The organism is Sphingomonas sp. NIC1 (assembly GCF_001638925.1).
Lineage (GTDB): Bacteria > Pseudomonadota > Alphaproteobacteria > Sphingomonadales > Sphingomonadaceae > Sphingomonas > Sphingomonas aquatilis.
On the sequence record NZ_CP015521.1, the window covers coordinates 3,160,125 to 3,182,339 of the forward strand.

Annotated in this window: 16 protein-coding genes and 1 tRNA gene; 10 read left to right on the forward strand and 7 right to left on the reverse strand. The window is 68.2% G+C overall.

Annotated features, from left to right (window positions below; translation table 11 throughout):
• Positions 1–72 precede the first annotated feature (72 nt).
• Both A7E77_RS14840 and A7E77_RS14845 read left to right on the forward strand, forming a co-directional pair.
• Complete coding sequence (locus tag A7E77_RS14840) at positions 73–897, forward strand: class I mannose-6-phosphate isomerase (protein WP_063689168.1); 825 nt, start codon at positions 73–75, stop codon at positions 895–897.
• 59 nt (positions 898–956) lie between these two features.
• Positions 957–2,150 carry a glycosyltransferase gene (locus A7E77_RS14845; protein ID WP_063689171.1) on the forward strand — a complete coding sequence of 398 codons (1,194 nt, stop codon included), beginning with the start codon at positions 957–959 and terminating at the stop codon, positions 2,148–2,150.
• Here the strand turns inward: A7E77_RS14845 and A7E77_RS14850 are convergent.
• From A7E77_RS14850 to yajC, 4 genes are read right to left on the reverse strand one after another with little or no spacing between them, the layout of a single operon-like run.
• Positions 2,132–2,500, reverse strand: coding sequence for an MTH938/NDUFAF3 family protein (locus A7E77_RS14850; RefSeq protein ID WP_226341772.1), 369 nt, complete (start codon positions 2,498–2,500; stop codon positions 2,132–2,134). The genes A7E77_RS14845 and A7E77_RS14850 overlap by 19 nt on opposite strands.
• A gap of 10 nt (positions 2,501–2,510) precedes the next feature.
• Positions 2,511–3,485, reverse strand: a complete 975-nt coding sequence (gene secF, locus A7E77_RS14855; protein WP_018250758.1) for a protein translocase subunit SecF — start codon at positions 3,483–3,485, stop codon at positions 2,511–2,513.
• A 16-nt stretch (positions 3,486–3,501) separates the two neighbouring features.
• Positions 3,502–5,100, reverse strand: coding sequence for a protein translocase subunit SecD (gene secD / locus A7E77_RS14860; RefSeq protein WP_063689176.1), 1,599 nt, complete (start codon positions 5,098–5,100; stop codon positions 3,502–3,504).
• Positions 5,100–5,438, reverse strand: a complete 339-nt coding sequence (yajC, locus tag A7E77_RS14865) for a preprotein translocase subunit YajC (RefSeq protein WP_063689179.1) — start codon at positions 5,436–5,438, stop codon at positions 5,100–5,102. The genes secD and yajC overlap by 1 nt, the downstream gene beginning before the upstream one ends.
• A gap of 216 nt (positions 5,439–5,654) precedes the next feature.
• Here yajC and A7E77_RS14870 point away from each other — a divergent pair.
• Positions 5,655–5,731, forward strand: a tRNA-Pro gene (locus A7E77_RS14870).
• A gap of 88 nt (positions 5,732–5,819) precedes the next feature.
• Here the strand turns inward: A7E77_RS14870 and A7E77_RS14875 are convergent.
• The 3 genes from A7E77_RS14875 to A7E77_RS14885 all read right to left on the reverse strand — a co-directional run bounded on the left by A7E77_RS14875 (position 5,820) and on the right by A7E77_RS14885 (position 12,332).
• Positions 5,820–6,989, reverse strand: a complete 1,170-nt coding sequence (locus A7E77_RS14875; RefSeq protein WP_063689181.1) for a serine hydrolase domain-containing protein — start codon at positions 6,987–6,989, stop codon at positions 5,820–5,822.
• Positions 6,990–7,015: 26 nt separating this feature from the next.
• Positions 7,016–9,268 carry a penicillin acylase family protein gene (locus A7E77_RS14880; protein ID WP_264177007.1) on the reverse strand — a complete coding sequence of 751 codons (2,253 nt, stop codon included), beginning with the start codon at positions 9,266–9,268 and terminating at the stop codon, positions 7,016–7,018.
• A 133-nt stretch (positions 9,269–9,401) separates the two neighbouring features.
• A complete protein-coding gene (locus A7E77_RS14885; protein ID WP_226341773.1) occupies positions 9,402–12,332 on the reverse strand; it encodes a TonB-dependent receptor plug domain-containing protein in 2,931 nt (976 codons plus the stop codon).
• Positions 12,333–12,634: 302 nt separating this feature from the next.
• Between A7E77_RS14885 and A7E77_RS14890 the strand changes: the two genes are divergently transcribed.
• The 7 genes from A7E77_RS14890 to dacB all read left to right on the forward strand — a co-directional run bounded on the left by A7E77_RS14890 (position 12,635) and on the right by dacB (position 22,206).
• A complete protein-coding gene (locus A7E77_RS14890; protein ID WP_063690028.1) occupies positions 12,635–14,971 on the forward strand; it encodes a penicillin acylase family protein in 2,337 nt (778 codons plus the stop codon).
• Positions 14,968–16,554 (forward strand): N-acyl-D-amino-acid deacylase family protein, encoded by a 1,587-nt coding sequence (locus A7E77_RS14895; protein WP_063689188.1) that lies wholly within the window; start codon positions 14,968–14,970, stop codon positions 16,552–16,554. The genes A7E77_RS14890 and A7E77_RS14895 overlap by 4 nt, the downstream gene beginning before the upstream one ends.
• 71 nt (positions 16,555–16,625) lie before the next feature.
• Positions 16,626–17,672: an N-acetyltransferase DgcN gene (dgcN, locus tag A7E77_RS14900; protein WP_063689191.1), complete on the forward strand. Its 1,047-nt coding sequence runs from the start codon at positions 16,626–16,628 to the stop codon at positions 17,670–17,672.
• A complete protein-coding gene (gene dgcA, locus A7E77_RS14905; RefSeq protein ID WP_063690030.1) occupies positions 17,630–18,628 on the forward strand; it encodes an N-acetyl-D-Glu racemase DgcA in 999 nt (332 codons plus the stop codon). The genes dgcN and dgcA overlap by 43 nt, the downstream gene beginning before the upstream one ends.
• Entirely contained in the window at positions 18,619–19,869 is a 1,251-nt protein-coding gene (locus A7E77_RS14910; protein WP_063689193.1) for a dicarboxylate/amino acid:cation symporter, read from the forward strand. The genes dgcA and A7E77_RS14910 overlap by 10 nt, the downstream gene beginning before the upstream one ends.
• A gap of 25 nt (positions 19,870–19,894) precedes the next feature.
• On the forward strand, positions 19,895–20,779 hold the full coding sequence (locus A7E77_RS14915; RefSeq protein ID WP_017978797.1) for a LysR family transcriptional regulator: 885 nt from the start codon (positions 19,895–19,897) through the stop codon (positions 20,777–20,779).
• Entirely contained in the window at positions 20,776–22,206 is a 1,431-nt protein-coding gene (gene dacB, locus A7E77_RS14920) for a D-alanyl-D-alanine carboxypeptidase/D-alanyl-D-alanine-endopeptidase (RefSeq protein WP_063689196.1), read from the forward strand. Before A7E77_RS14915 ends, dacB begins: the two co-directional genes overlap by 4 nt.
• Positions 22,207–22,215: the final 9 nt, after the last annotated feature.

Genomic DNA, 22,215 nt, shown 5'->3' on the forward strand with positions numbered 1-22,215 from the left:
GTAAGCGCGTGCCAGCGAACAATCCCCTCCGTCGCACGTTGGCGCGCCTGTTACGGACTCGAAAGGACCCTCATGCCTGCTACGTTGCTCCACACCCACCGTGTCGAAAAGCCGTGGGGCCGGCATGACCTTGGGTTCGGCTTTGAGGATGCGCCCAAGGACGGCGAGCCGATTGGCGAAATCTGGTTCCAGGAGCCGGGTGACACCACGCCCGACCTGCTGATCAAATATCTGTTCACCGACCACAAATTGTCGGTGCAGGTCCACCCGGACGACGAGCAGGCGCACGCCCGCGGCCTGCCGCGCGGCAAGGACGAATGCTGGACGATCCTGGCGGCACGCCCCGATTCGACGATCGCCCTGGGCCCCAAGCAGCCGATTACCGCTGACCAACTGCGCACTGATGCACAAGACGGCAGCATCGAGGACGATCTCGACTGGGTGCCGGTGAAGGCCGGCGACTTCTATTACGCCCCCAGCGGCACGATCCACGCGATCGGCGGTGGCCTGACACTGATCGAGGTGCAGCAGAACAGTGAAACGACCTATCGCCTATATGACTACGGCAGCGACCGGGAACTGCACCTCGACGATGGCGTCGCGGTATCGCACCTGACGCCGTACCAGCCGATCGTCTCGCCGGGTGCGGCGGGCGAGGGGCGCGACATTCTGGTCGAGGGGCCGAAGTTCGTTCTGGAGCGCTGGACCGGTGGCGAACACCAGGTCGCGCTGCAGGACGGTCAGACAGGCTGGCTGGTGCCGATCCGCGGGTCGGGCGAGGTTGCCAGCGTCGCGTTCAAGGCGGGCGAATGCGTCACCGTCACCGGTAGCGAGACGATCGCGAGCAGTGCCGATGCCGACCTGCTGTTCGCCTATCCGGGCACGCAGCGCCTCTGATTCGCGGGCGGGCGCCGGGTAGGGGAAGCCTTAACCCGGCGCCGTTAGGCCAAGCCGCGATGCTGCGCGTCCTGACCCTGTCGTCCCTGTATCCGGATGCGAACCGGCCGAATTTCGGCGTGTTCGTCGAACGGCAGACGCAGGGGCTGGCGGCGGCGGACGGCGTCGAGGTGCGGGTCGTCGCGCCGGTGGGTGTTGCCCCCTGGCCGGTGTCGCGTTTGCGGCAACGCGAGCGGCTGGCACTGCCGGTGCGGGAGACCTGGCGCGGAGTCGATGTGTACAGGCCGCGCTTTACCGCCATTCCGGGCACCGCCGGTCGGTGGCATGCCCGTATGCTCGTTCGCGCGCTGGTGCCGGTGCTGGACGCGATACGGCGCGACTTTCCGTTCGACGTGATCGATACGTCGTTCTTCTTCCCCGATGGGCCGGCCGCGGTGATGCTCGGGCAGCGCTATGGCGTCCCCGTCTCGATCAAGGCGCGCGGCGCGGATATCCATCTTTGGGGGCGGTCGGGCCCGACGGCCGCGCAGGTGCGGGAGGCCGGCCGCGGGGCGGACGGCCTGCTCGCGGTCAGCGGCGCGATGCGGGACGACATGATCGCGCTCGGCATGCCGGGAGACCGCATCCGCGTGCATCACACGGGCATCGACACGGACGCCTTCCGCCCGGTCGATCGGGCCGCTGCCAAGGCCGCGCTGGGCGTCACCGGGCCGCTTGTCCTGTCCTTGGGGGCACTGATCCCCCGCAAGGGCCATGACATCGTGCTGCGCGCGGTAGCGACGCTGCCCGGTGTCACGCTGATGATCGTGGGCGAGGGGGCGGAGCGGGCGAGCCTGACCGCGCTTGCCGCGTCGTTGGGGATTGCCGATCGCGTCCGCATCGCGGGCGGCGTGCCGCATCGGGCGCTGCCGGCAGTGATCGTTGCGGCTGACGTTATGGCGCTGGCATCGCGTTCGGAAGGGCTGGCCAATGCGTGGATCGAGGCGCTCGCCTGCGGCACCCCTGTCGTCATTCCGCCGATCGGGGGTGCGGCGGAGGTGGTGACCTCAGCGGACGCCGGACGGATCGTCGCGCGCACCCCGGAGGCCTTTGCCGCCGCTATACGGGAGCTGATCGCCGCTCCGCCTGCGCCCGACGCAGTCTCTGCGACGGTGAAGTGCTTTACCTGGCAAGCCAATACCTCGGCGCTGGTGGAGCACCTGTCGGCTCTCGTCGCCCACCGGCGCGAGAGGGATCAGGCGTCCAGCGGGTAGAGCGCCGCGCCGATCACGCGGCCCTCGCCGCGCAGCACGCCCCAGGCGCGCGCCGCCGCGCGGCTGTCCATCGCCTCGACGCCGATGCCGGCGTCTTCCAGCGCGCGGACCAGAGCGACCGGCGGGCGGGTCAGCCCTGCGCCCGTGCCGATCAGGATGAACTCGGGCGCCACGTCGATCAGTGGTTGCAACGCTGCCGTGTCGAGCCGGTCGAGCGGGGGCGGCGTCCATTCGGACGCCGTCTCCACCGTCATCAGCAGCGCGCGGAACACCCGCTCGTCGTCGACCCGGAACCCCGAACCGACGAAGCCGCGCACGATCGGGCCGCCCGCGGCGGCCTCACGGTCCATCCGCACCGCGTCAGCCCTCGCGCGGGCCGACCCGCTCCGCATTGCTGATGCCGCCCTTTGCCGTGCGTTCGCCGGCATTCGGATCGGCGCGCAGGCCGAGCGTGATGAGCAGCGACGACGACACGTAGATCGACGAATAGGTGCCGACGACGATGCCGAGGATCATCGCGGCGGTGAAGCCGCGCAGCACATGGCCGCCGAGCAACAGCATCGCGATCAGCGCGAGCAGGATCGTGACCGAGGTCATGACGGTACGCGGCAGCGTTTCGTTGACCGACAGGTTGATGATCTCGCGCATCTCCATCTTGCGATAGCGGCGCATGTTCTCGCGGATACGGTCGTCGATCACGATCTTGTCGTTGATCGAATAGCCGATGATCGTCAGCACCGCGGCGATGATGTTCAGGTCGAATTCAAAGCGCGACAGCGCGAAGAAGCCGACCGTCATCAACAGATCGTGGACGATCGCGACGATTGTCGACACACCGAACTGCCATTCGAACCGCACGATCGCGAACAGGCCGATGCCGAGGATCGCGAGGACGACCGCGAGCACGCCGTTGCGGATCAGCTCGCCCGACACCTTGCTCGACACCGTCGAATAGCGGCTGAAGGTCGCGCCCGGGAATGCCTGCCCCAGCGCGCCTTCCACCTTTTTGACGACGGCGTTGGTCGCGCCTTCGTCGGCGCCTTCCTGCACGGGCAGGCGGATGGTGAGCGTCTTGGGGTCGCCGAACTGCTGGAGCGCGGCTTCACCGACGCCCAGGCCGTCGATGACCTGGCGGACCTTGTTCTGGTCGGGCTGGGTCGGGAACTTCTCTTCGATCATCAGGCCGCCGACGAAGTCGACGCCGAAGTTGAGGCCCTTCACCACCGTCAACCCGACCGCGAGCAGGCTGAGCGCGAGCGTCAGCCCGAATGCCCAGCCGCGCAGGCGGACGAAGTCGATGTTGGTGTTGTCGGGTACGATTTTCAGGAGGCGCATGAGGTGTCCTTTCGCCTCAAATGTTGATCGTCTTGGGCTTCTCGCGCCGGATCCACAGCGCGACGAGCATGCGCGTGAAGGTAACGGCGGTGAAGACCGAAGTGACGATACCGATGAGCAGAACGACCGCGAAGCCGCGGACCGGACCAGACCCCAGCACGAACATGATCGCGCCCGAGATGAAGTGGGTCATGTTCGCTTCGAAGATGGTGCGGCTGGCTTCTTTGTAACCCAGCTCCACCGCCTGCACGACGCTGCGGCCGCGACGGCGTTCCTCGCGGATACGCTCGTTGATCAGCACGTTCGCGTCGACCGCGGTGCCGATGGTGAGCACGAAGCCCGCAATGCCCGGCAGCGTCAGCGTGCCGCTGATCAGGGCGAGGACGCCGAGGATGACGAACACGTTGATGACGACGGCGAGGTTCGCATAGGCACCGAAGCGGCCGTAGGTCAGGAACATGAACGCCATGACCAGCGCGACCGCGACCGAGCAGGCGAGGATGCCGGCGCGGATCGAATCGGCGCCCAGTTCCGGCCCGACGGTCGATTCCTCAATCACCTTCAGGTTGATCGACAGCTTGCCCGAACGCAGCGCGATGGCGAGCTGGTTGGCGCTTTCGACGGTGAAGCCACCGTTGATGACCGCCGATCCGCCGAGAATCGGTTCGTTGATGTTCGCGACCGAGACGACCTGATTGTCGACCACCACCGCGAACGGCTTGCCGACGTTCGCCTGCGTGACGCGGGCGAAGCGATTGCCGCCGACGCCGTTGAAGGTGATCTGGACGTTGGGGGCGTTGGTCTGCTGGTCGAAGCCCTGGCGGGCATCCGCAACCATGTCGCCGGTGATGACCGCGGTGCGCTTCACGACGCTGACCGGCGAGCCGTCACGGCTGCCGGGATAGGGCAGGATCTGGCTGCCGATCGGGGCGATGCCCTTGGCGACGTCGGCCGGGTTGGCGGTCGTATCGACCAGCTTGAATTCGAGGCGCGCGGTCTTGCCGAGCAGGTCTTTCAGCTGCTGCGGGTTCTGCAGGCCCGGCACCTGCACCAGGATGCGGTTGTCGCCCTGGCGCACGATCGTCGGTTCACGCGTGCCGAGCGCGTCGATACGACGGCGCACGACGTCGGTCGCGTCCTCCATCGCGGTCTTGATCGCCTGGTTGAGGCCCGCCTGCGTCGGGGTCAGCACGAAGCGGCTGCCGTCGACGACCTGGATGTCCCATTCGCGCTGCCCGGTCATGCCTGCGCCGCCACCAGTGATGCCGAGCAGGCGCTCGCGCGCCGCGTCGACCTGCGCCGGGTTGCGCAGCATGAAACTGATTTGGTTGTTGCGCGTCGAAATGTCGCCGATGTCGATCCGGGGCGTGCCGTTGCGCATCGTCCCCTGAATCTGATCGCGCATCGCCTCGATCCGCGTGTTGGCGAGATCCTGCGTATCGGCTTCCAGCATCAGATAGCTGCCGCCGGCGAGGTCCAGCCCCTTGTTGACCCGCGGATGGAACGGCCAGTTCGCGGTCATCGATTCGGGCAGGAACGTCGGGATGGCGAGCGCGCACAGCAGCGCGAGCACCGTCCAGATCGTCGCTACCTTCCAGCGCGGAAAGTCCAGCATCAGTCGTTCGCCGGCTTCGAATTGGGGCTGGTGACTTCGGCCAGCGTCGCCTTTACCACGCGAATGCGCGTGTTCGCGGCGATCTCGACCTCGACGAAGGCGTCCTCCACCTTGGTGACGCGGCCGACGATGCCGCCGGCGGTGACGACCTGATCGTTCTTCTTCACGCCGGCGATCGCGGCCTGCAGCGCCTTCATGCGGCTCTGCTGCGGGCGAATCATCAGGAAGTAGAAGACGACGAAGATGAGGAGCAGCGGTGCGAAGCTGATCAGCGAGGCAAGGCCGCCGGATTTAGCGGCGCCACCCGCGGTCTGGGCATAGGCTGGGGAGATGAACATCTGATCCGTGCATGGCTGATCGGCGGAGGAAATCCCCCGCACTGGAAGCGCCGCGCGCTAGCATCGCACGGCGACTTGCGCAATGTTGCGCCGCTGCAACGGCACACGTGACCGCATTGTATCGGCCAAGCGACGATCAGCGCTTGCATCGCCGGTCCGCCCCGCCTAAAGGCCCGCCCTCTGGGATCGGCAGCGAATGCCGCACGGTCCCTCGGTCGGGGCGTAGCGCAGCCTGGTAGCGCATCACACTGGGGGTGTGGGGGTCGCAGGTTCGAATCCTGTCGCCCCGACCATTTTATCTCGCAAATTGAACACGCTGATTGCGGCGCCCTGGGGCGTCTCGCGTCACGAATCGTGCTATTTACGCACCATTGCGAACGGTCAGCGTGGACGCAGCTGGGGGGACGCTGACGGCCGCGACGCAGCATCGATGGCAGAAAGGATGGCGGTGTGGATCGCGATCCGGGCCTCGGCGATCTGCTTGTTGGTCCGGGTGGGATTTACGCGATTGGTCAGCAGGATGACGAACGCGTCGCGCGATCGGTCTATATAGATCGACGTGCCCGTGAAACCGGTGTGAATCAGCGCGTCGGGTGAGGCGAGGGGGCCGGCGAAGCTGCCGGCCGGATCGGGCATGTCCCATCCCAGGGCGCGGAAGCTTCCGGGCGGAAAGGCCGTCCGAGTGGTGAAGGCGGCTAGGCTGCCGGGCTTCAGGAATGGGCGACCGTTGTGACGGCCATCGTCGAGATAGAGCTGCGCGAGGCGCGAAATGTCTCGCGCGGTAGAAAATAGGCCTGCATGACCGGCGACCCCGCCCAGGACGAAGGCATTTTCGTCATGCACCTCGCCCCGCACCAGCCGATGGCGGAATAGGTCGTCCTGCTCGGTGGGCGGTATCCGGTCGATCCGGCTGGCTGGCGGGTTGAAGCCGGTGTCTGTCATGCCCAGCGGCGCGAAGACCGCATCATGCAGGAAGCGGTCGAGCGACTGACCGGAGAGACGCTCGATGATCTCGCCCATCAGGATCATATTCTCGTCGCGATACTGATAATGCGTCCCCGGCGCCCAGGCCATCGGCATCCGGTCGATCAGCGCGAGCAGCTCCTGCCGATTGCGGCTGTGCTGCCATAACAGATCGGACGTAAAGAGGCCCGAACTGTGGCTGAGCAGATGGCGTACGGTGATCCGCTCATGACCCGGCGTGCCGGCAAAGGACGGCAGATACGTGACGACGGGGCGGTCGAGGTCGAGCAGGCCGCGGTCGTAGAGGATTTCCGCGGCGGTCGTGGTGCCGACGACCTTGGTGAGCGACGCGAGGTCGAAGATCGCATTGCGCGGCATGGGCGGTGAGTCTGGAGCGGAGGATATGCGCCCGAAGGCCTTCAGCGCGACCAGCCGGCCGCGCACGCCGACCGCAACCACCGCGCCGGGGAACGCCTTGCCGACCCAGGATTGCACTTCCGCGAAGGCGGTGTCGAAGTTCGGCGTGCGCTCTGCGGCGATGGCGGGGGTGGGGACGGGGGCTATTGTAAAGGCGCTCAACGCAGACATGAGCGCCGCTGCCCTGATGAGGCCTCTCATGGTCGAAGCTCCGTGATCTGGCGTATGGTCGCATCGACGGCCTGCCGGCTGAAGGCGAGGCGGCGCGGTTCGCCCGCGACCCACGTGGCATAGCTATCGGAATAATGCGGCGAGCGAGGGTCGATCGACTGGCCCGGCAGCGCGCAGACGAGCGATTCGTCCCAGTCGCCGACGTCGCAGACGATCATAAAATTGGCCCCGTGGCTCACGGTGTAATCGCGCGCCGCGACATAGCCGCGCGCCATCACCGTAAAGGCGTCGCCGCCCGATCGTCCGCCCTCGATCGCCGGACTGACGGCCGCGACCTCGGGCAGCGCGGACAACGGGTGGCGCAGCACTACACGGTGCGCGTCTCCCCAGCGCCATCTATCGGGATCGGGCCCGAACGCGGCGACGGCGGCGTCCCAGCCTTCGGCGAGCGCCGTCGCCAGGAGTCTGTCCCGCGCGGCTTCGGGTTCGGGGCCGAAGCGGGCATCGGGGTGGGACAGCATCGCCAACATCGGCCGGGGATCGACGGAGGTGACGAGGTCCCGCGCTGCGTCCGGTACGATCGCGGTGAAAAAGGCCTGGCCCAACGCAATCCAGACCATCTCGAACAGGGCAGCCGCCGCGCTGTCGACCCCCAGACGGCAGTCCCAGTTGCCGAGTAGTGCGGCGGCGCTGGCTGCAGTTCCGTCAAGGCGGTCGGGCAGCAGCGCGACGAGCGCACGTGCCGGCCGCGACAGATCGTCGTGTTGCAGCGCGACGCTATCGGCGAGGCTATGCCTGTCCTGCTGTCCGAGCGCTTCGACGATCCGATCGTAGCGATAGGGCGCGTTCCAGAGGAAGCTGCTGACCCGTTTGTCGGGGCCCCAATTGGCGGGCAGGTTGAACTGATTGGCGGACGCGAACCAGCCGTCGGGTGGGTTCAGCAACGCCGGCATGTCCTGCGTCGCTACGATGCCCCGCCAGTCGTACCGTCCGTCGCCCGGGACCGGCATCAGCCCGTCGTGATGAGCGCTACGGATCGGCACATGGCCCAGCATCCGCCAGCCGGTGTTCCCGTCGCGATCGGCATAGTGCAAATTCGTCGGCGCGACATGCAGGCGGGCGGCCTGCGCCAGCGCGTCCCAGTCCCGCGCGAGATTCAGCGCGATGATCGCAAAGGTCATGTTCGCGCCGGGTTGCAGCGACACCGACGCCATCGCCGTTGCGCGTCGGCGCGACGGGTCGTGCGACAGAACCGGGCCGTGCACGCACTGGCGGATCGTGACGGTCACGTCCGCCGCGTCTTTCACCCGGATCGTCTCGGTCCGCGTCTCGAACCGCTTCCAGACGTCGTCGTGGCGATAGGTCTCCGGGTCGTTCGGGTGCAGGTCCAGGACGAATAGGTCTTCCTGATCGATATGCGAGTTGGTGCGCCCGAACGCATAATGATCGGTGTGACCCTGCATGATGCCGGGCATGCCCGGGCTGCCGGCGCCGATCACGTCGAACCCCGGCGCGGTCAGGTGCGCAATGTGGCGTGGCGAAAAGCCGCCGATGCCCAGATGGGGATCGTTGGCCAGGATCGGGCGACCGGTCGCGGAGCGTTCCGCGGCGATCGTCCACGCATTGCTGCCATGGGCGTCGCGGTCGAGCCGATCGTGGACCGGATCATAGCGCGCCTGCACCGCCGCATTCCATGGCAACGGCCCATCGGTCAGCGCAAGAACGCCAAGGTCGGCGTCGGACACCGCCGCCATGTCGAGCCCGTCGGGCACCACGGGCTGCCAATCCCAGGCGAGGGGTGTCATCAGGCGGTCGAGGTCGAGCAGCCCGCGCGCCGCAAGCCGGGCGCGGCGGACCTCGTCATCGGGCCGGCCCATGTCGCCGTTGCGGATGCGCACCAGATCGGCGATATCCCAGCGGAGCGGCGTCAGCCCCAGCGCAGCATATTCGGGCGGGAGCCGTGCGGGATCCGCCTCCACTTCCGCAATTCGGGCGTTGATCCCATCGACATAGGCGCGCACGCACGCCACCACGTCCGGCGGCAAGGCGTCGAGTTCTGCCGCGACATCGCCGCGGAACAGCAGCAGGCGCGCGGCGTGATCATAGGGCACGAACCGCGGCCCGAAGCTTTCCGCCAGCCGCCCAAGGTCGCGGCGCAGTTGCAGGTCGATCTGGAACAGTCGATCGCGGGCGACGACATAGCCCTGACCGAAATCGGCGTCGGGGATCGAGCCCGCCCGGATATGGGGCACGCCCCATATGTCGTCGGCGATCGTCACCGGACCGCGTGTTGCCGCACTGCTCATTCCGGCGACGCTGGTCTCGACCCCGCGGCCGCATCGCCGGGCGGGGCGAGGACGGCGCGGGGGGCCGGGCGGGCTGCGCGACGATGGGTCATCGTCGCCGCCCTGCTCAGCGCGTCTGGAAGCGGATGCCGACCCGGAAGGCGCGGCCGAGCAGATCGGAATAGGTGCTGTTCGCCGCCAGCCCGGTTTCAGGCAGCAGGATAGGATCGCGGTCGAACAGGTTGGTAACGTTGAGGAACAGCTCCGCGCGTCCGCCGCTGTGCGTTTCGATCTTGGTCGTCAGATTGAGGTCGAAATAGGTGACGCCGGAGATCGAATTGTTGTCGATCGTCGGGAATTGCGAGACGGTGGCGGCGGGGCGACCCGTCGGGCAATTGCCGTCGCAGACGATATAGGCATTGCCATAGGTGCCGCTGCTGACCCCACGCGCGGTGCCGGTCACGGAGAAGCTGTCGGTCTCGTAGCTGGCGTTGAAACGATAGATCCACTTGGGTGGGCTGATGCCGCTCAGCTGGCCGACGGTGTCGACCGGTATTACGTTCGGCACGCCGCTGTCGGTGATGTTGTGGATGTAGCGCGTCGCGAGGCCGTGCAGCGTGACCGTGCCCGGCGCGCGCTGGATGATGTTGGCGAGCGGCAGGCGGTAGCTCGCGTCGAAATCGATGCCGCGGACCCACTGGCGGGCGAAGTTGAACGGGCTCGCGCGGAAGAACAGCTCGCGGTCGCCCGTGGGATCGGGGCCATAGGCGGCGCAGAATTCGGTCCGCCCCTCAAAGCAGCGGTTGATGATGTCCTGCGCGAAGAACTGGCCGATCGCGTCCTTCAGCTTGATGTCGAAGCCGTCGACCGACGCCGAGAAGCCCGGCAGGAACGTCGGCTGGAACACCACGCCGACCGAGACGGAATCCGCCTTTTCCGGCCGCAGGTTCGGGTTTCCGGTCGTCGTCTCGCGGAAGGTGACCGTCGTGCGCCCCGTCGCCGGATCGGTCAGCGTGTTGGTGCGCGACGTGCCCGACGCGTACAATTCGCTGAGGTTGGGCGCGCGGATGTCGCGCGAGCGGGTGGCGCGGAAGCGGATGTCGGGGATCGGCTGCCACGTCGCGCCGAGCTTCCACGTCGTCACATAGCCCGACGTCGAATAGTCGGTCCCGCGCACCGCGCCGTTGAACTCGAGGCCGAGACCCAGTGGCACGACCGTTTCGAGATAGGCTTCCTTGACGTTATAGCTGCCGAAGGTGGGCAGGAAGTTGCCCACCGACCAGCCGGTCTGGAATTGCGTCGGGACCGAACCCGACACCGATTCGCGCCGATACTCGCCACCCACCGCGACGCTGACGTCGCCCGCCCAGGTCGCGAATGGCGTCAGCGACAGATTGACGCCTGCCACCGTCTGCTTGAGCTTCTGGTCGCGATAGGGATCGCCCAGCACATAGGCGAAAGCGGCCGGATTGGCGACGCCGATGCCCAGCCGGTTCAACGGTACGCAGCCGTTGGTCGGCGCGGTCAGCGACGAGCGGCACACGACCGTGCCCGCAGCCACACCCAGCGCATTGCCGGCGGGCGCCGCGACCGCATCGGTGGCATTGGCCATGTTGGCCGTGTTCATGATGTCGCGCAGCTGTTCGTGCGCGTTCGTCTCGCCATATTGGCCGTAGATGTTCCAGAACGCCTTGTGACCGAAGGCCTGGAACTCGCCCTCCGCGCCGATCGCATAGCGCTGCACGTCGCGGCTGCTGTTGTTCTTGCGATAGGGCAGGTCGACCGCCGTGCTGCCGACCGTCACCGACGTGACGGCCGCACGCTCCGCCGCGGTGATGAGGCCGGCGGACACCGCATTGGCGAGCGCGCTCTGCAGATACGGGTTGGCCGACGTCAGCGTGATCGAGGTCGTCGATTGCGGACCCGCGTTGAACAGCGTCTTCTGCCAATTGTACGAGGCTTCGGCGAAGAGCGTCACGCCGGTGGCGACTTCGTAGCTCAGCCGCCCGAAGGCGCCGCGGCGATCGTCGTCGGCGTCGAGGCCGATGTTGCGGCCCTGGTCGTTGACCTGCCAGTCGCCACCCTGCGTCAACGAGGGCGCGGTCGCGCCACCGACCGCGGGGAAGGTGAGGGCTCCATATTGGAACTGGCTCGCCGCGGCGCCCTGGCCGAAATAGATGCCGCGCAGCCGGTTGGCGACGCCGCCGCTGGAATTGAGGATGATGCCGCCGGGCGTGGTGTTGGCGACACCCACCGGCTGGCGGATCAGGAATTGCGCCTGCCCGTTGGTGTTGGTGTAATTGGGGTTGGTGATCCGCACGACGCCGCGCGCGTTCCAATCACGATCGACGCGGAAGATGCCGTCGCGATGCGCCCATTCGCCACTGAGCAACAGATGCCCGCGATCGTCGCTGCCGAAGGCGAGACCCGCCGCGGCGCTGAACGAATAATTGGCGCCGTCGCCGCGTTCGGTGACGCCGCTGTCCGCCTGGATCTTGATGCCCTTGTACGTCTTGTCGAGCACGAAGTTGACCACGCCGGCGACCGCGTCGGAGCCATAGGCTGCCGACGCACCGCCGGTGACGATCTCGACGCTCTTCACCAATGCCTGCGGGAAGGTGTTGACGTCGACCAGCCCGGTGACGCTCGATCCCACCGTGCGGCGCCCGTCGAGCAGCACCAGTGTTCGGATTTCACCCAGCCCGCGCAGGTTGAGCGCGTTGATGCCGGCCAGACCGGAGCTGATCGCGAGGCGCGAGTTCGAGGGGCGGGTGGACCCGACCAGCGCCGGCAGCTGGTTGACGAAGTCGGCGATGTTGTTGGTCGGCGAGGTGTTGAGGATATCCTCCTGCGTCGCCACGGTCAGCGGCGTCGGCGATTTGAAGCCATCGCGCACGATGCGCGTGCCGGTGACCATGATATCGTCCGGCGCGATGTCGCCGGGGTTGGTCTGCGGCGGGGGCGGGGTGGCGTCGGCCGAGGCGGCCGGCGTCGTCTGGGCGAAGGCGGGGGCGGCGAGCGCCATCGACAAGGCCGTCAATGCGGTCCCGGTCGCCATCAACCCGCGCCATGATCCGTCCGTCATCTGCAATCCCCCTTATTCACGATCGTCTTGAGCGTGATCACCCTGCGGCCGGTCATGGTCTTGTCGCTGATCCGGGCAACGGCGATGGTGCAGGCGGGATGCAACCTAGGTCAAGGGTCGACCGACACCGATCGTTGGGTGGGCCATAGCCTGCGATTATGGTGGCATTGCGCGGCCCCGACGCCGGCCTATGCTCCCTCGCGAACCGCCCCGCCGACCGTTGCGCCGCCGATTTTGCGCGGCCGTATCGTGGGTCGGCCGAACAAGGGGAAACCATGGTCTCTCGCCGCACCTTCCTGCTCGGCGCCACGGCATTCGGCGCGCTCGCGCCCTGGCGGGCGGCGGCACGGCTGTCCGCCGCTCCCGCCTATGCGACGGTGCCGGAGCTGTCGCAGCCGATCACCATCGTCGACGATCTGTGGGGCGTTCCCCATATCCGCGCCGCGACCAAGGCCGATGCCTTTTTCGGGCAGGGCTATGTGGTCGCGCGCGACCGGCTGTTCCAGATCGACTTCGCGCATCGCCGCGAGATGGGGCAGATGGCCGAGGTGTTCGGCGGGGACTTCGCCGCCCATGACGCGGCCGCGCGACTGTTCCACTATCGCGGCGATCTCGACGCCGAGTTGGCGCGCATTCCGCGCGAGGTGCTCGACTGCGTGCGCGGCTATATCGCCGGCATCAACGCGCGCATCGCGGAGGTGGAGCGCGATCGGTCGTTGCTGCCGCTCGAATACCGTATCCTTGGCGTCATGCCGCTGCGCTGGGACGTGCGCGACCTCGTGCTGGCGCGGGGCGGCGGCATCGGCAATGTCGACGACGAGATCCGCCGCGCGCAGCTGGCGGCGTTGGGGTTGCTCGACCTCGACGGGTTGGTGGCGCCGCTACGCCCGTCGATCCCGCTCGAGGTGCCCGACGGCCTTGACCCCGCGCAGGTCAGCGAGGCCGATCTGGGCGTGCTGCGCCTCGGACCGCTGCCGTTTGGCCGCGAGACGCACACGCAGGACCCGGACGAGCTGCTGAACGCCGCCAATGCCGGCTCCAATGCCTGGACGGTCGCGGGCAGCCGGACGGCGACCGGGCGCCCAATCCTGGCCAACGATCCGCACCTCGGCATCGGCGGGTTCGGCCCGCGCCATGTCGCGCATCTGACCGCGCCGGGGCTGGACGTGATCGGCGGCGGCGCGCCGGGCCTCGCGGGCATCATGCAGGGCCATACCGATCGCTTCGCCTTCGGTCGCACCAACTTCCATATCGACCAGGAGGATCTGTTCGTCCTGGAACTCGATCCGGCCGACCCCGAACGCTACCGCCACGACGGCGGGTGGAAGCGGTTTACGGCGGTCGATGTCGCGATCCCCGTCAAGGACGCGGCGCCCCGCACCGTACGGCTGCGTTATGCCGTGCAAGGGCCCGTCATCGCCCACGATCCGGTCCGGTCGCGCGCCACCGTGCTGGCCTCGGTCGAGATGCAGCCCGGCGGATCGGGCGCCTTCGCCATGGTGGCGATCAACCTTGCGCAGGATTGGGACGGTTTGCGCGAGGCGTTCAAGCTGCACCCGTCGCCGACCAATTTCCATTATGCCGACGTGCGCGGCCATCATGGCTGGCAGGCGATCGGCTTCTGGCCTCAGCGCAAGCGCGGCCATGGCCTGCTGCCGGTGCCCGGCGACGGTCGTTACGACTGGACCGGGATGCGCGATTTCCGTGCCTTGCCCGGCGTCATCGATCCACCGGCCGGCTGGTTCGCCTCCGCCAATCAGAATAATCTGCCGGCCGGCTGGCCCGCAGACCACAGCCCGGCCTTTTCGTTTCGTAGCCCTGCACGCTACGACCGGATCGCCGAGGTGCTATCGGCCCAGACGCGCCACAGCGTCGCCGACAGTGTTGCGCTCCAGCATGACACGCTGTCGCTGCCCGCCCGGCGCTTTCAGGCGCTGCTGCCAAGCGCGCCATCTGCCGGGGCTGCCGCCGCCGCGGCCATGCTGGCGCGCTGGGACGGCCGGATCGACGGCGCAAGCGGCGCGGCGGCACTGTACGAGATCGTGCTGCGCGATCTCAACGCGAAGATGATCGCCGCACTGGTGCCCGAGAGCGCCCGCGCCCTGATACCCGCGATCGAGCCGCCCGAGTTGATCCGGGTCGCCGCAAAGCGGCCCGACCTGATCGACGCAGCGCTTGCCGATGGCTGGGCGAAAGCGACGACGCTGCTAGGAAATAACCCCGCCGCGTGGCGGTGGGATACGCTCCACCGCGTCCGGATCGCCCACCCGCTTGCCCGTATCCCCGCCATCGCCGCGGCCTTTCCGCCGATCGAGGTCGGTGGGTCCGGTGGCGACGGCTTCACCGTCATGGCGCGCTGGCTGGGCAACGGGCCGGACTGGCGGGTCGGTGGCGGCGCGAGCTACCCGCAGGTGATCGATGTCGGCAACTGGGACCGATCAGTCATGCTCAATCTGCCCGGCCAATCCAACGACCCGCGGTCCGTCCATCGCGACGATCAGGCTGCCCCGTGGATCGCGGGGCGGATGCTGCCCATGCCCTTCAGCCGGGCGGCGGTCGATGCGATTGCCGCCGCCACCACTCACCTTCGACCCGAAAGGAGCCTGCGATGAAGCGCCTCGCCCTGACCGCTCTCGTCTGGTGCGTCGCCACCTCAGCCAGCAACCCGCGCGTCGATGTCGTGATCCAAGGCGGCACGATCTACACGGGGGCGGAAGGCGCGCCCTTCGTCGGCGATGTCGAGCTGGCCGGTGACCGCATCGTCTATGTCGGGCGACCGCGCGGCACCGCCGCGGGCGAGGTGATCGATGCGCGGGGGATGATCGTCGCGCCGGGCTTGATCGATGCCCACACCCATCCCGACAGCTACATCCGCTCGCCCGATCCCAAGGCGCGCCTCAATCTGCCGTGGCTGACACAGGGTGTCTCCACGGTCGTCATCGGCGTCGACGGCTATGGCACGTTCGAGGTGGCCAAGGACGCACACGCGCTGGAGGCGAGTGGGATCGGCACCAATATCGTGCCCTTCGTCGGCTTCGGCGCGATCCGCACGCATGTGCTGGGGCAGGACGCCCGTGCACCCACTTCTGCCGAGCTGGCGGAGGAACGGCGTCTCGCCGCCAAGGGGATGTGCGAAGGGGCCTATGGTCTGTCCACCGGCCTGTTCTATCCTCCGCAAAGCTTCGCCAAGACCGACGAGGTGGCGGCCGTCGCCAGCGAATCGGGCAAGCGCGGCGGGATGTACGACACGCACCAGCGCGACGAATCAAACTACTCGATCGGCCTGCTTGCCTCGACCCGCGAGGCGATCGCGATCGGGAAGAGCGCCGGCACGCCGGTGCATTTCGCGCATCTGAAGGCGCTGGGCGTGCCCGTTCAGGGGCAGGCGCCCGCGCTGATCGCCACGATCGAGGCGGCGCGGCGCGCGGGGCAGGCAGTGACGGCCGACCAATATCCATGGCTCGCCTCGGGATCGAGCGTCGATGCCGCGCTGGTGCCGGGTTGGGCGATGGACGGCGGCTATACGCGGCTGCTTGCGCGCTTCGACGATCGGGCGACCATGGCACGGCTGAAATCGGCGATGGCGGACAATTTGCGCCGCCGGGGCGGGGCGGGGGCGCTGCTGCTCACCGCGCAGGGCCAGCCGTGGACCGGCAAGACGCTCGCCGAGATGGCGACGACGTGGCAACTCTCCGCGATCGACGCGGCGATCCGCATCCTGCGCACGCCCAATGCGGCAGGCGATGGCCCGGCGGGGTCGGACGTCGCCAGCTTCAACATGGTCGATCGCGATGTCGACCTGATCATGAAGCAGCCCTGGGTCGTGACGTCGTCGGACGGATCGGACGGGCACCCGCGCCAATATGCGACCTTCCCGCGGCTGTATCGCACCTATGTCGTCGACCGGAAGGTCATCACGCTGCGGCAGTTCATCCGCCGCTCCACCGGCGCGACCGCGGACATGTACCGTATCCCGCAGCGCGGCTATCTTCGGCCGGGCTATTTTGCGGACGTCGTGGTGCTGGACCCCAAAGGCTATGCGCCGCGGGCCGACTATCTGCATCCTCGCGAAACGAGCGTCGGCGTCGTCGCTCTGTTCGTCAACGGCCGGCGCGCGCTGACCGATGGCACGGCGACCGGCGCCGCTGCCGGACGGGCGCTGCTCCGCCCGCGCCCCGCGGGCTGCGACCAATAGCCGAACGTTATAGGCAGCGCCGCGAGCGCGATTGGCACCATCGGCGATCCCCCCTCTATCATGCTGGCATCATGACCGTTCCCGCTCCCTATCTGCTCTATCTCGGCCATTCCGATGACGAGATCGGCCTCAAGACCTCCCGCGGGCTCGCCGCCTTTCGCGGGGCGGATTGCGTCGGCGAATGGCGGCACAGCGATTGCCCCTTCACGCTCGGCCTGCCCCAGATGAATGCGGACACCGCCCGTGCCGCGGGCGCCCGTACGTTGGTGCTCGGCATCGCCAATCCCGGCGGACGCTTTCCCGGCTGGATGATCGGCGACGCGCTGGCCGCGATCCGTGCCGGGCTGAACGTCGCCTGCGGCCTGCACGAGCGGCTGCGCGACGTGCCGGAACTGGTCGAGGCAGCGAAAGCGGCGGGAGTCCAGTTGTTCGACGTGCGCGACGCGCCCGCGGGCCTTCCCGTCGGCAACGGTCGCCGGCGTGCGGGCAACCGCCTGCTGACCGTCGGCACGGATTGTTCGGTCGGCAAGATGTACGCGACGCTCGGCCTGCGCGACGCGCTGCGGGCGCGCGGGGTCACCGCCGATTTCCGCGCGACCGGCCAGACCGGCATCCTGATCGCGGGCGAGGGCGTGCCGCTCGACGCCGTCGTCGCCGATTTCATCGCGGGCGCCATCGAAACGCTCGCTCCGGCACGCGAAGACGATGGCTGGGACCTGATCGAAGGGCAGGGATCGCTGTTCCACCCGGCCTTCGCCGGCGTGTCGACCGGGCTGCTGCACGGCGCGCAGCCGGCGGCGCTGGTTCTGTGCCACGATCCGTTGCGCCCGCACATGCGCGGCCTGCCGCATTGCCCGATGCCGGGCCTTGCCGAATGCCTGGAGGCGAACCTGCGCGTCGCCAGGCTGACCAGCCCGAACGTCCGCGGCGTCGGCGTGGCGCTCAACACGGCGAAGCTCGACGAGCTGACCGCCCGCCGAATGTGCCGCGAGGCCGAAGATGCGCTGGGGCTGCCCTGCACCGACCCCTATCGCTTCGGGTCGGAGGCGATCATCGACCTGCTGCTGGAGACATCATGCGCCGCACCCTCATCGTTCGCCATGACCGCTTCCCACTGAGGGCGCCGTTCCGCATCGCCCGCGGCGTGAAGACCGCGGCCGATGTGGTGACGGTCACGATCGCGCAGGGTGACGTACGCGGATGGGGAGAGGGCGTGCCCTATCCTCGCTATGGCGAAACGATCGATGGCGCGATCGCCGCGATCGACGGTGTCCGCGCGCTGATCGAAGGCGGCGGATCACGGCAGGATCTCGCCCAAGCGATGCCGCCGGGTGCCGCACGCAACGCGGTCGACTGCGCTCTATGGGACCTGGAGGCGCAAATCGGCCGTACCGAGGTCGCAGCGCTGGCGAGCGTGTCGTCCGTCTCGGCGCTGCCCTCCGCGATCACGATCGGCATCGATACGCCCGACGCGATGGCCGCCATCGCGACGACCGTGGCGCACGTGCCGCTGCTGAAGATCAAGGTGAACCGCGAGGAGGCCGCAGCCCAGATCGCGGCGGTCCGCGCCGCTGCGCCTGCCCCCCGGCTGATCGTCGATCCCAACGAGAGCTGGCGGGTAGAGGACATCGCCGCCTATCTGCCGCTGCTGCGCGCGCAGCGGGTCGATCTGCTCGAACAGCCCGTTCCCGCGGATGACGACGACGGGCTGACGGCACTGGCCGGCGCCATCCCGATCTGCGCGGACGAAGCGTTGCACACCCGCGACGATCTCGATCGGCTGGCTGGCCGCTACAGCCATGTGAACGTCAAGCTCGACAAGACGGGCGGCTTGACCGAAGCCCTTGCGCTGGCCGGTGAGGCGCGGGAGCGGGGGTTCGGGGTGATGGTGGGCTGTATGGTGTGTTCGTCGCTGGGTATCGCGCCGGCGATGCTGGTTGCGAGTGGCGCGGACTTCGTCGATCTCGACGGCCCGCTGTGGCTGGCGCAGGATCGCGACGGCGGCGCGCGCGATCACGACGGCATCCTGTCCGCACCGGCGCCCGGCTTCTGGGGCACGCCCGCTTGCGCCTGATCAGGGGCTGGTTCGCCATTCCGCTGTGGCAGCGGGTGGTCAGCGGGTTGATCCTGGGCGTCGCGCTCGGGCTGCTGTGGCCTGAGGCGGCGGGCGCGATCCGGCTGATCGGCGATCTGTTCGTGCGCCTGATCAAGATGCTGGTGGTGCCGGTGGTGCTGGTCACCATCGCGGCGGGGATCGCCACGCTGGGTGACCCGCGGCGGCTGGGGTCGATCGGCCTGCGCACCGTGGGCCTGTTCGCGGCCACCACGCTGGTTTCGGTATCGATCGGCATGGCCGCAGGGCTGATCCTGCGCCCCGGCGCGGCCATGTCGCTGGGCGGTGTCGTACCGCATGCGCTGGGCGCCGCAGTGACGCCGGCCGATCAGCTGCTGTCGATCGTGCCGCTCAACATCGTCGAGGCGCTGGTCCGCGGCGACACGCTGGCGATCATCTTCGTCGCGGTGCTGCTGGGCACGGGAACCATTCTGGCGGGCGAGGCGGGCAAGCCGGTCGCGGCACTGCTGCAGGGCTTGTCGGTGGTGCTGTTGCAGATCGTCCGGTTGGTGATGGAGGCGACCCCGTTCGGCGTCTTGGCGCTGATCGCGCAGGCGGTCGCGGTCAATGGCGCGGGCGTGTTCGTCCATGTCGGCTGGCTGGCGCTGGCCGTGGTGCTCGCCTCGCTCGTCCAGATGCTGGTGGTGCATGCCGGGCTGATCCGCTTCGTCGCGCGCCTGCCGGTGACGCGGTTCTTCAAGGGGATCGTCGACGCGCTGATCGTCGCCTTTTCGACCGCATCGTCATCGGCGACGCTGCCCGTCGCGCTGCGGGTGGCGCAGGACAATCTGGGCGTCTCGCGTGCAGTCGCTTCCACGGTCCTGCCGCTCGGCGCGTCGATCGGCAAGGACGGGACGGCCATGTATGTCGGGCTGCTCGGCCAGTTCGCGTTGCAGGCGCTGGGCATCGTTCCCGACGCGACGATGCTCGTTACGATGCTGCTGACCGGCGCGCTGGCGGCATTCGGGACTGCACCCGTGCCGTCCGCCTCGCTGTTCATGCTGGCGGCGATGCTGTCGGCGGTAGGGGTCGGCACGGAGCAGACCGCGCTGGTGATCGGACTGGTGCTACCGTTCGACCGCCTGCTCGACATGACGCGCACCGTTCCCTCCGCCTCCGCCAATCTGACGGTGGCAACTTTGGTCGCGCGCGGCGAGGGGGCGTTGGACGCCGCGCGGTTCCGCGGGCCGGTGGCCGAATAGCCTCGGCTTCGCTACGCTGTTGTCCATGAACCTGCGCCACATCGAGATCTTTCACGCCGTCTACGTCAACGGCTCCGTCTCGGCCGCGGCGCGCGCGCTCAACGTGTCACAACCGTCGGTGTCGAAGACGCTGCGGCACGCCGAAAGCCTGTTGGGGTTCGAGCTGTTTCAGCGTTCCAACGGCCGGCTACTGCCCACCGAGGACGCGCACGCCCTGTTCGCCGATGTCGCCGACATCCAGGAACGCGTCCGCGCGCTACGCGAGGCGGGCCGCAATCTGCGTGTCGGCGCGGGTACGACGCTGCGCATTTCCGCGCTGCCCAGCCTGGCGCTTAGCGTACTGCCCGATGCGGTCGCGCGATTTCTGACGCGCCACCCCGACGTCAGTTTTGATTTGCAGACCGTCCACCACGACGACCTGCTGCGCAAATTGTATGAGCGCGAAAGCGACATCGCCATCGCCAGCGAGCCGCCGCGTGGGGTCGCCTTGTCGCGCAGTTGGCTGGGCGAGGGGGAACTCGTGGTGCTGTATCGCGAACAGACCATGCCCGATGCGCCGCCCCGGATTGAGCTGTCCCAGCTGGTCGATCAGCCGATCATTTCGATGAAGGGCAGTGGCCCGATCGGCAAGCTGTTCGGCGATGAGATCGACCGCCTGGGTCTAGCGCTGAACGAGGTCGCCGTCGCGCGAACCTTTTATATCGCCGCCGCTCTGGTGCAGGCGGGGGTGGGCGTCGCGATCGTCGACAATTTCACCGCGGCGGCGTCGATCAGCCAGGGCCTGTCGATGCGTCCGCTGCGCCCGTCGGTGACGTTCGATGTCCATGCGATCCACCTGCTCGACCGCCCGCCATCGGCGCTGGCCGCCGAGTTCCTGACCCTGTTGAGCGAGGAAATCGAACGTCGATGATCGGTACGGCTCTGCTGCTACCCCTGATGCTGGTGGGACAGGCGGCCCCGGCATCCCCTGCGCCGGCGCCAACCACGCCCCCGTCTGCGGTGGCGGAGGCACTGGCGAAGGCGCCGCCCGGTACGCGCATCGGCTTGCTCGTGGTCGATGCCGATGGGCGGGAGATCGTCGCGATCCGGCCCGACGAGCGGTTCATCCCCGCCTCGAACACAAAGCTGTTCACCACCGCCGCCGCCTTCGCGACGCTCAACGTGGCTGCGCCGGATACGCGCGGCGGCGCGACGGTGCGGCTGGAGGGCACGGAACGGCCGACGGTGATCCTGGCGGGGCATGGCGATGCTCGGCTGTCCTCCGCGCCCGATTGCCGGGTCGATTGCCTGTCGACGCTGGCGACCGCGGTGGCGCAGCGCACCCGGATCGTTGGCGATGTCGTCGGCGACGATACCGCCTTCCCGGACGAACGCTGGCCGCAGGGCATGAGCTGGAACAACATGGACAGCGTCTACGGCACCGGCGTGTCGGCATTGACGCTGGACGACAATGCCGTGCCGCTGACGGTCGTGCCGACGACGCCGGGATCGCCGCTCACGGTAACGGGCGACGGCTACTTCCAGATCGACAATAGCGCGACGACCGGTCCTGCTGGCAGCGCGCGAACGATGACGGTCGAGCGTATGCCGGGGAGTGATCGCCTGCAGGTGGCGGGCAGCGTTCCCGCTGGGCATGCACCGATCGTTATCCCTCTCGGGATCGACGATCCCGCGCATCACGCCGCGTGGCGTTTCGCGCAATTGTTGCGCGCGGCTGGCGTGACGGTGACGGGACGGGTTACCGTGCGGCACCGCCCACCCGCTGCTGCGGCAATGCCGGAAGGTGTCGAAGGGTCCCCTTTGCCGGTGCTGGCAGGGCTGACCCCGCCGCCGTTGGCCGAGGATATCCAGCGCACCAACAAGTTGAGCCAGAACCTGCACGGCGAACTGCTGCTGCGTCGGCTGACTCCCGGCGGATCGGTTGCGGATGGCCATAGCGTCGTCACCGCGACGCTAGCCCGCGCGGGCGTGGCGACGCCGGCGTTCGACTTCGCGGACGGGGCGGGCATGTCGAACTATAATCGCGTCACCCCGCGCGCGACGGTGGCATTGCTACGCTGGGCGATGACTCAGCCGTGGGGCGCGGCGTGGCGGGCGACGCTGCCGGTCGCGGCGACCGATGGTACGCTGACGCGTCGCTTCGTCGACACGCCGCTCGCGGGACGGCTGTCTGCCAAGACCGGGACACTCAACGCAGCCAATGCCTTGTCCGGCTATCTCACGGCAGCGAGCGGGCGGACGCTGATCTTCTCGGCCTATGCCAATGACATGGCGGGGGACGCGAGCGCGACCGCGGCGATTGATGCGGCCTTGGTAGCGGTTGCCGCTGCGAATTGAGCGACGGAG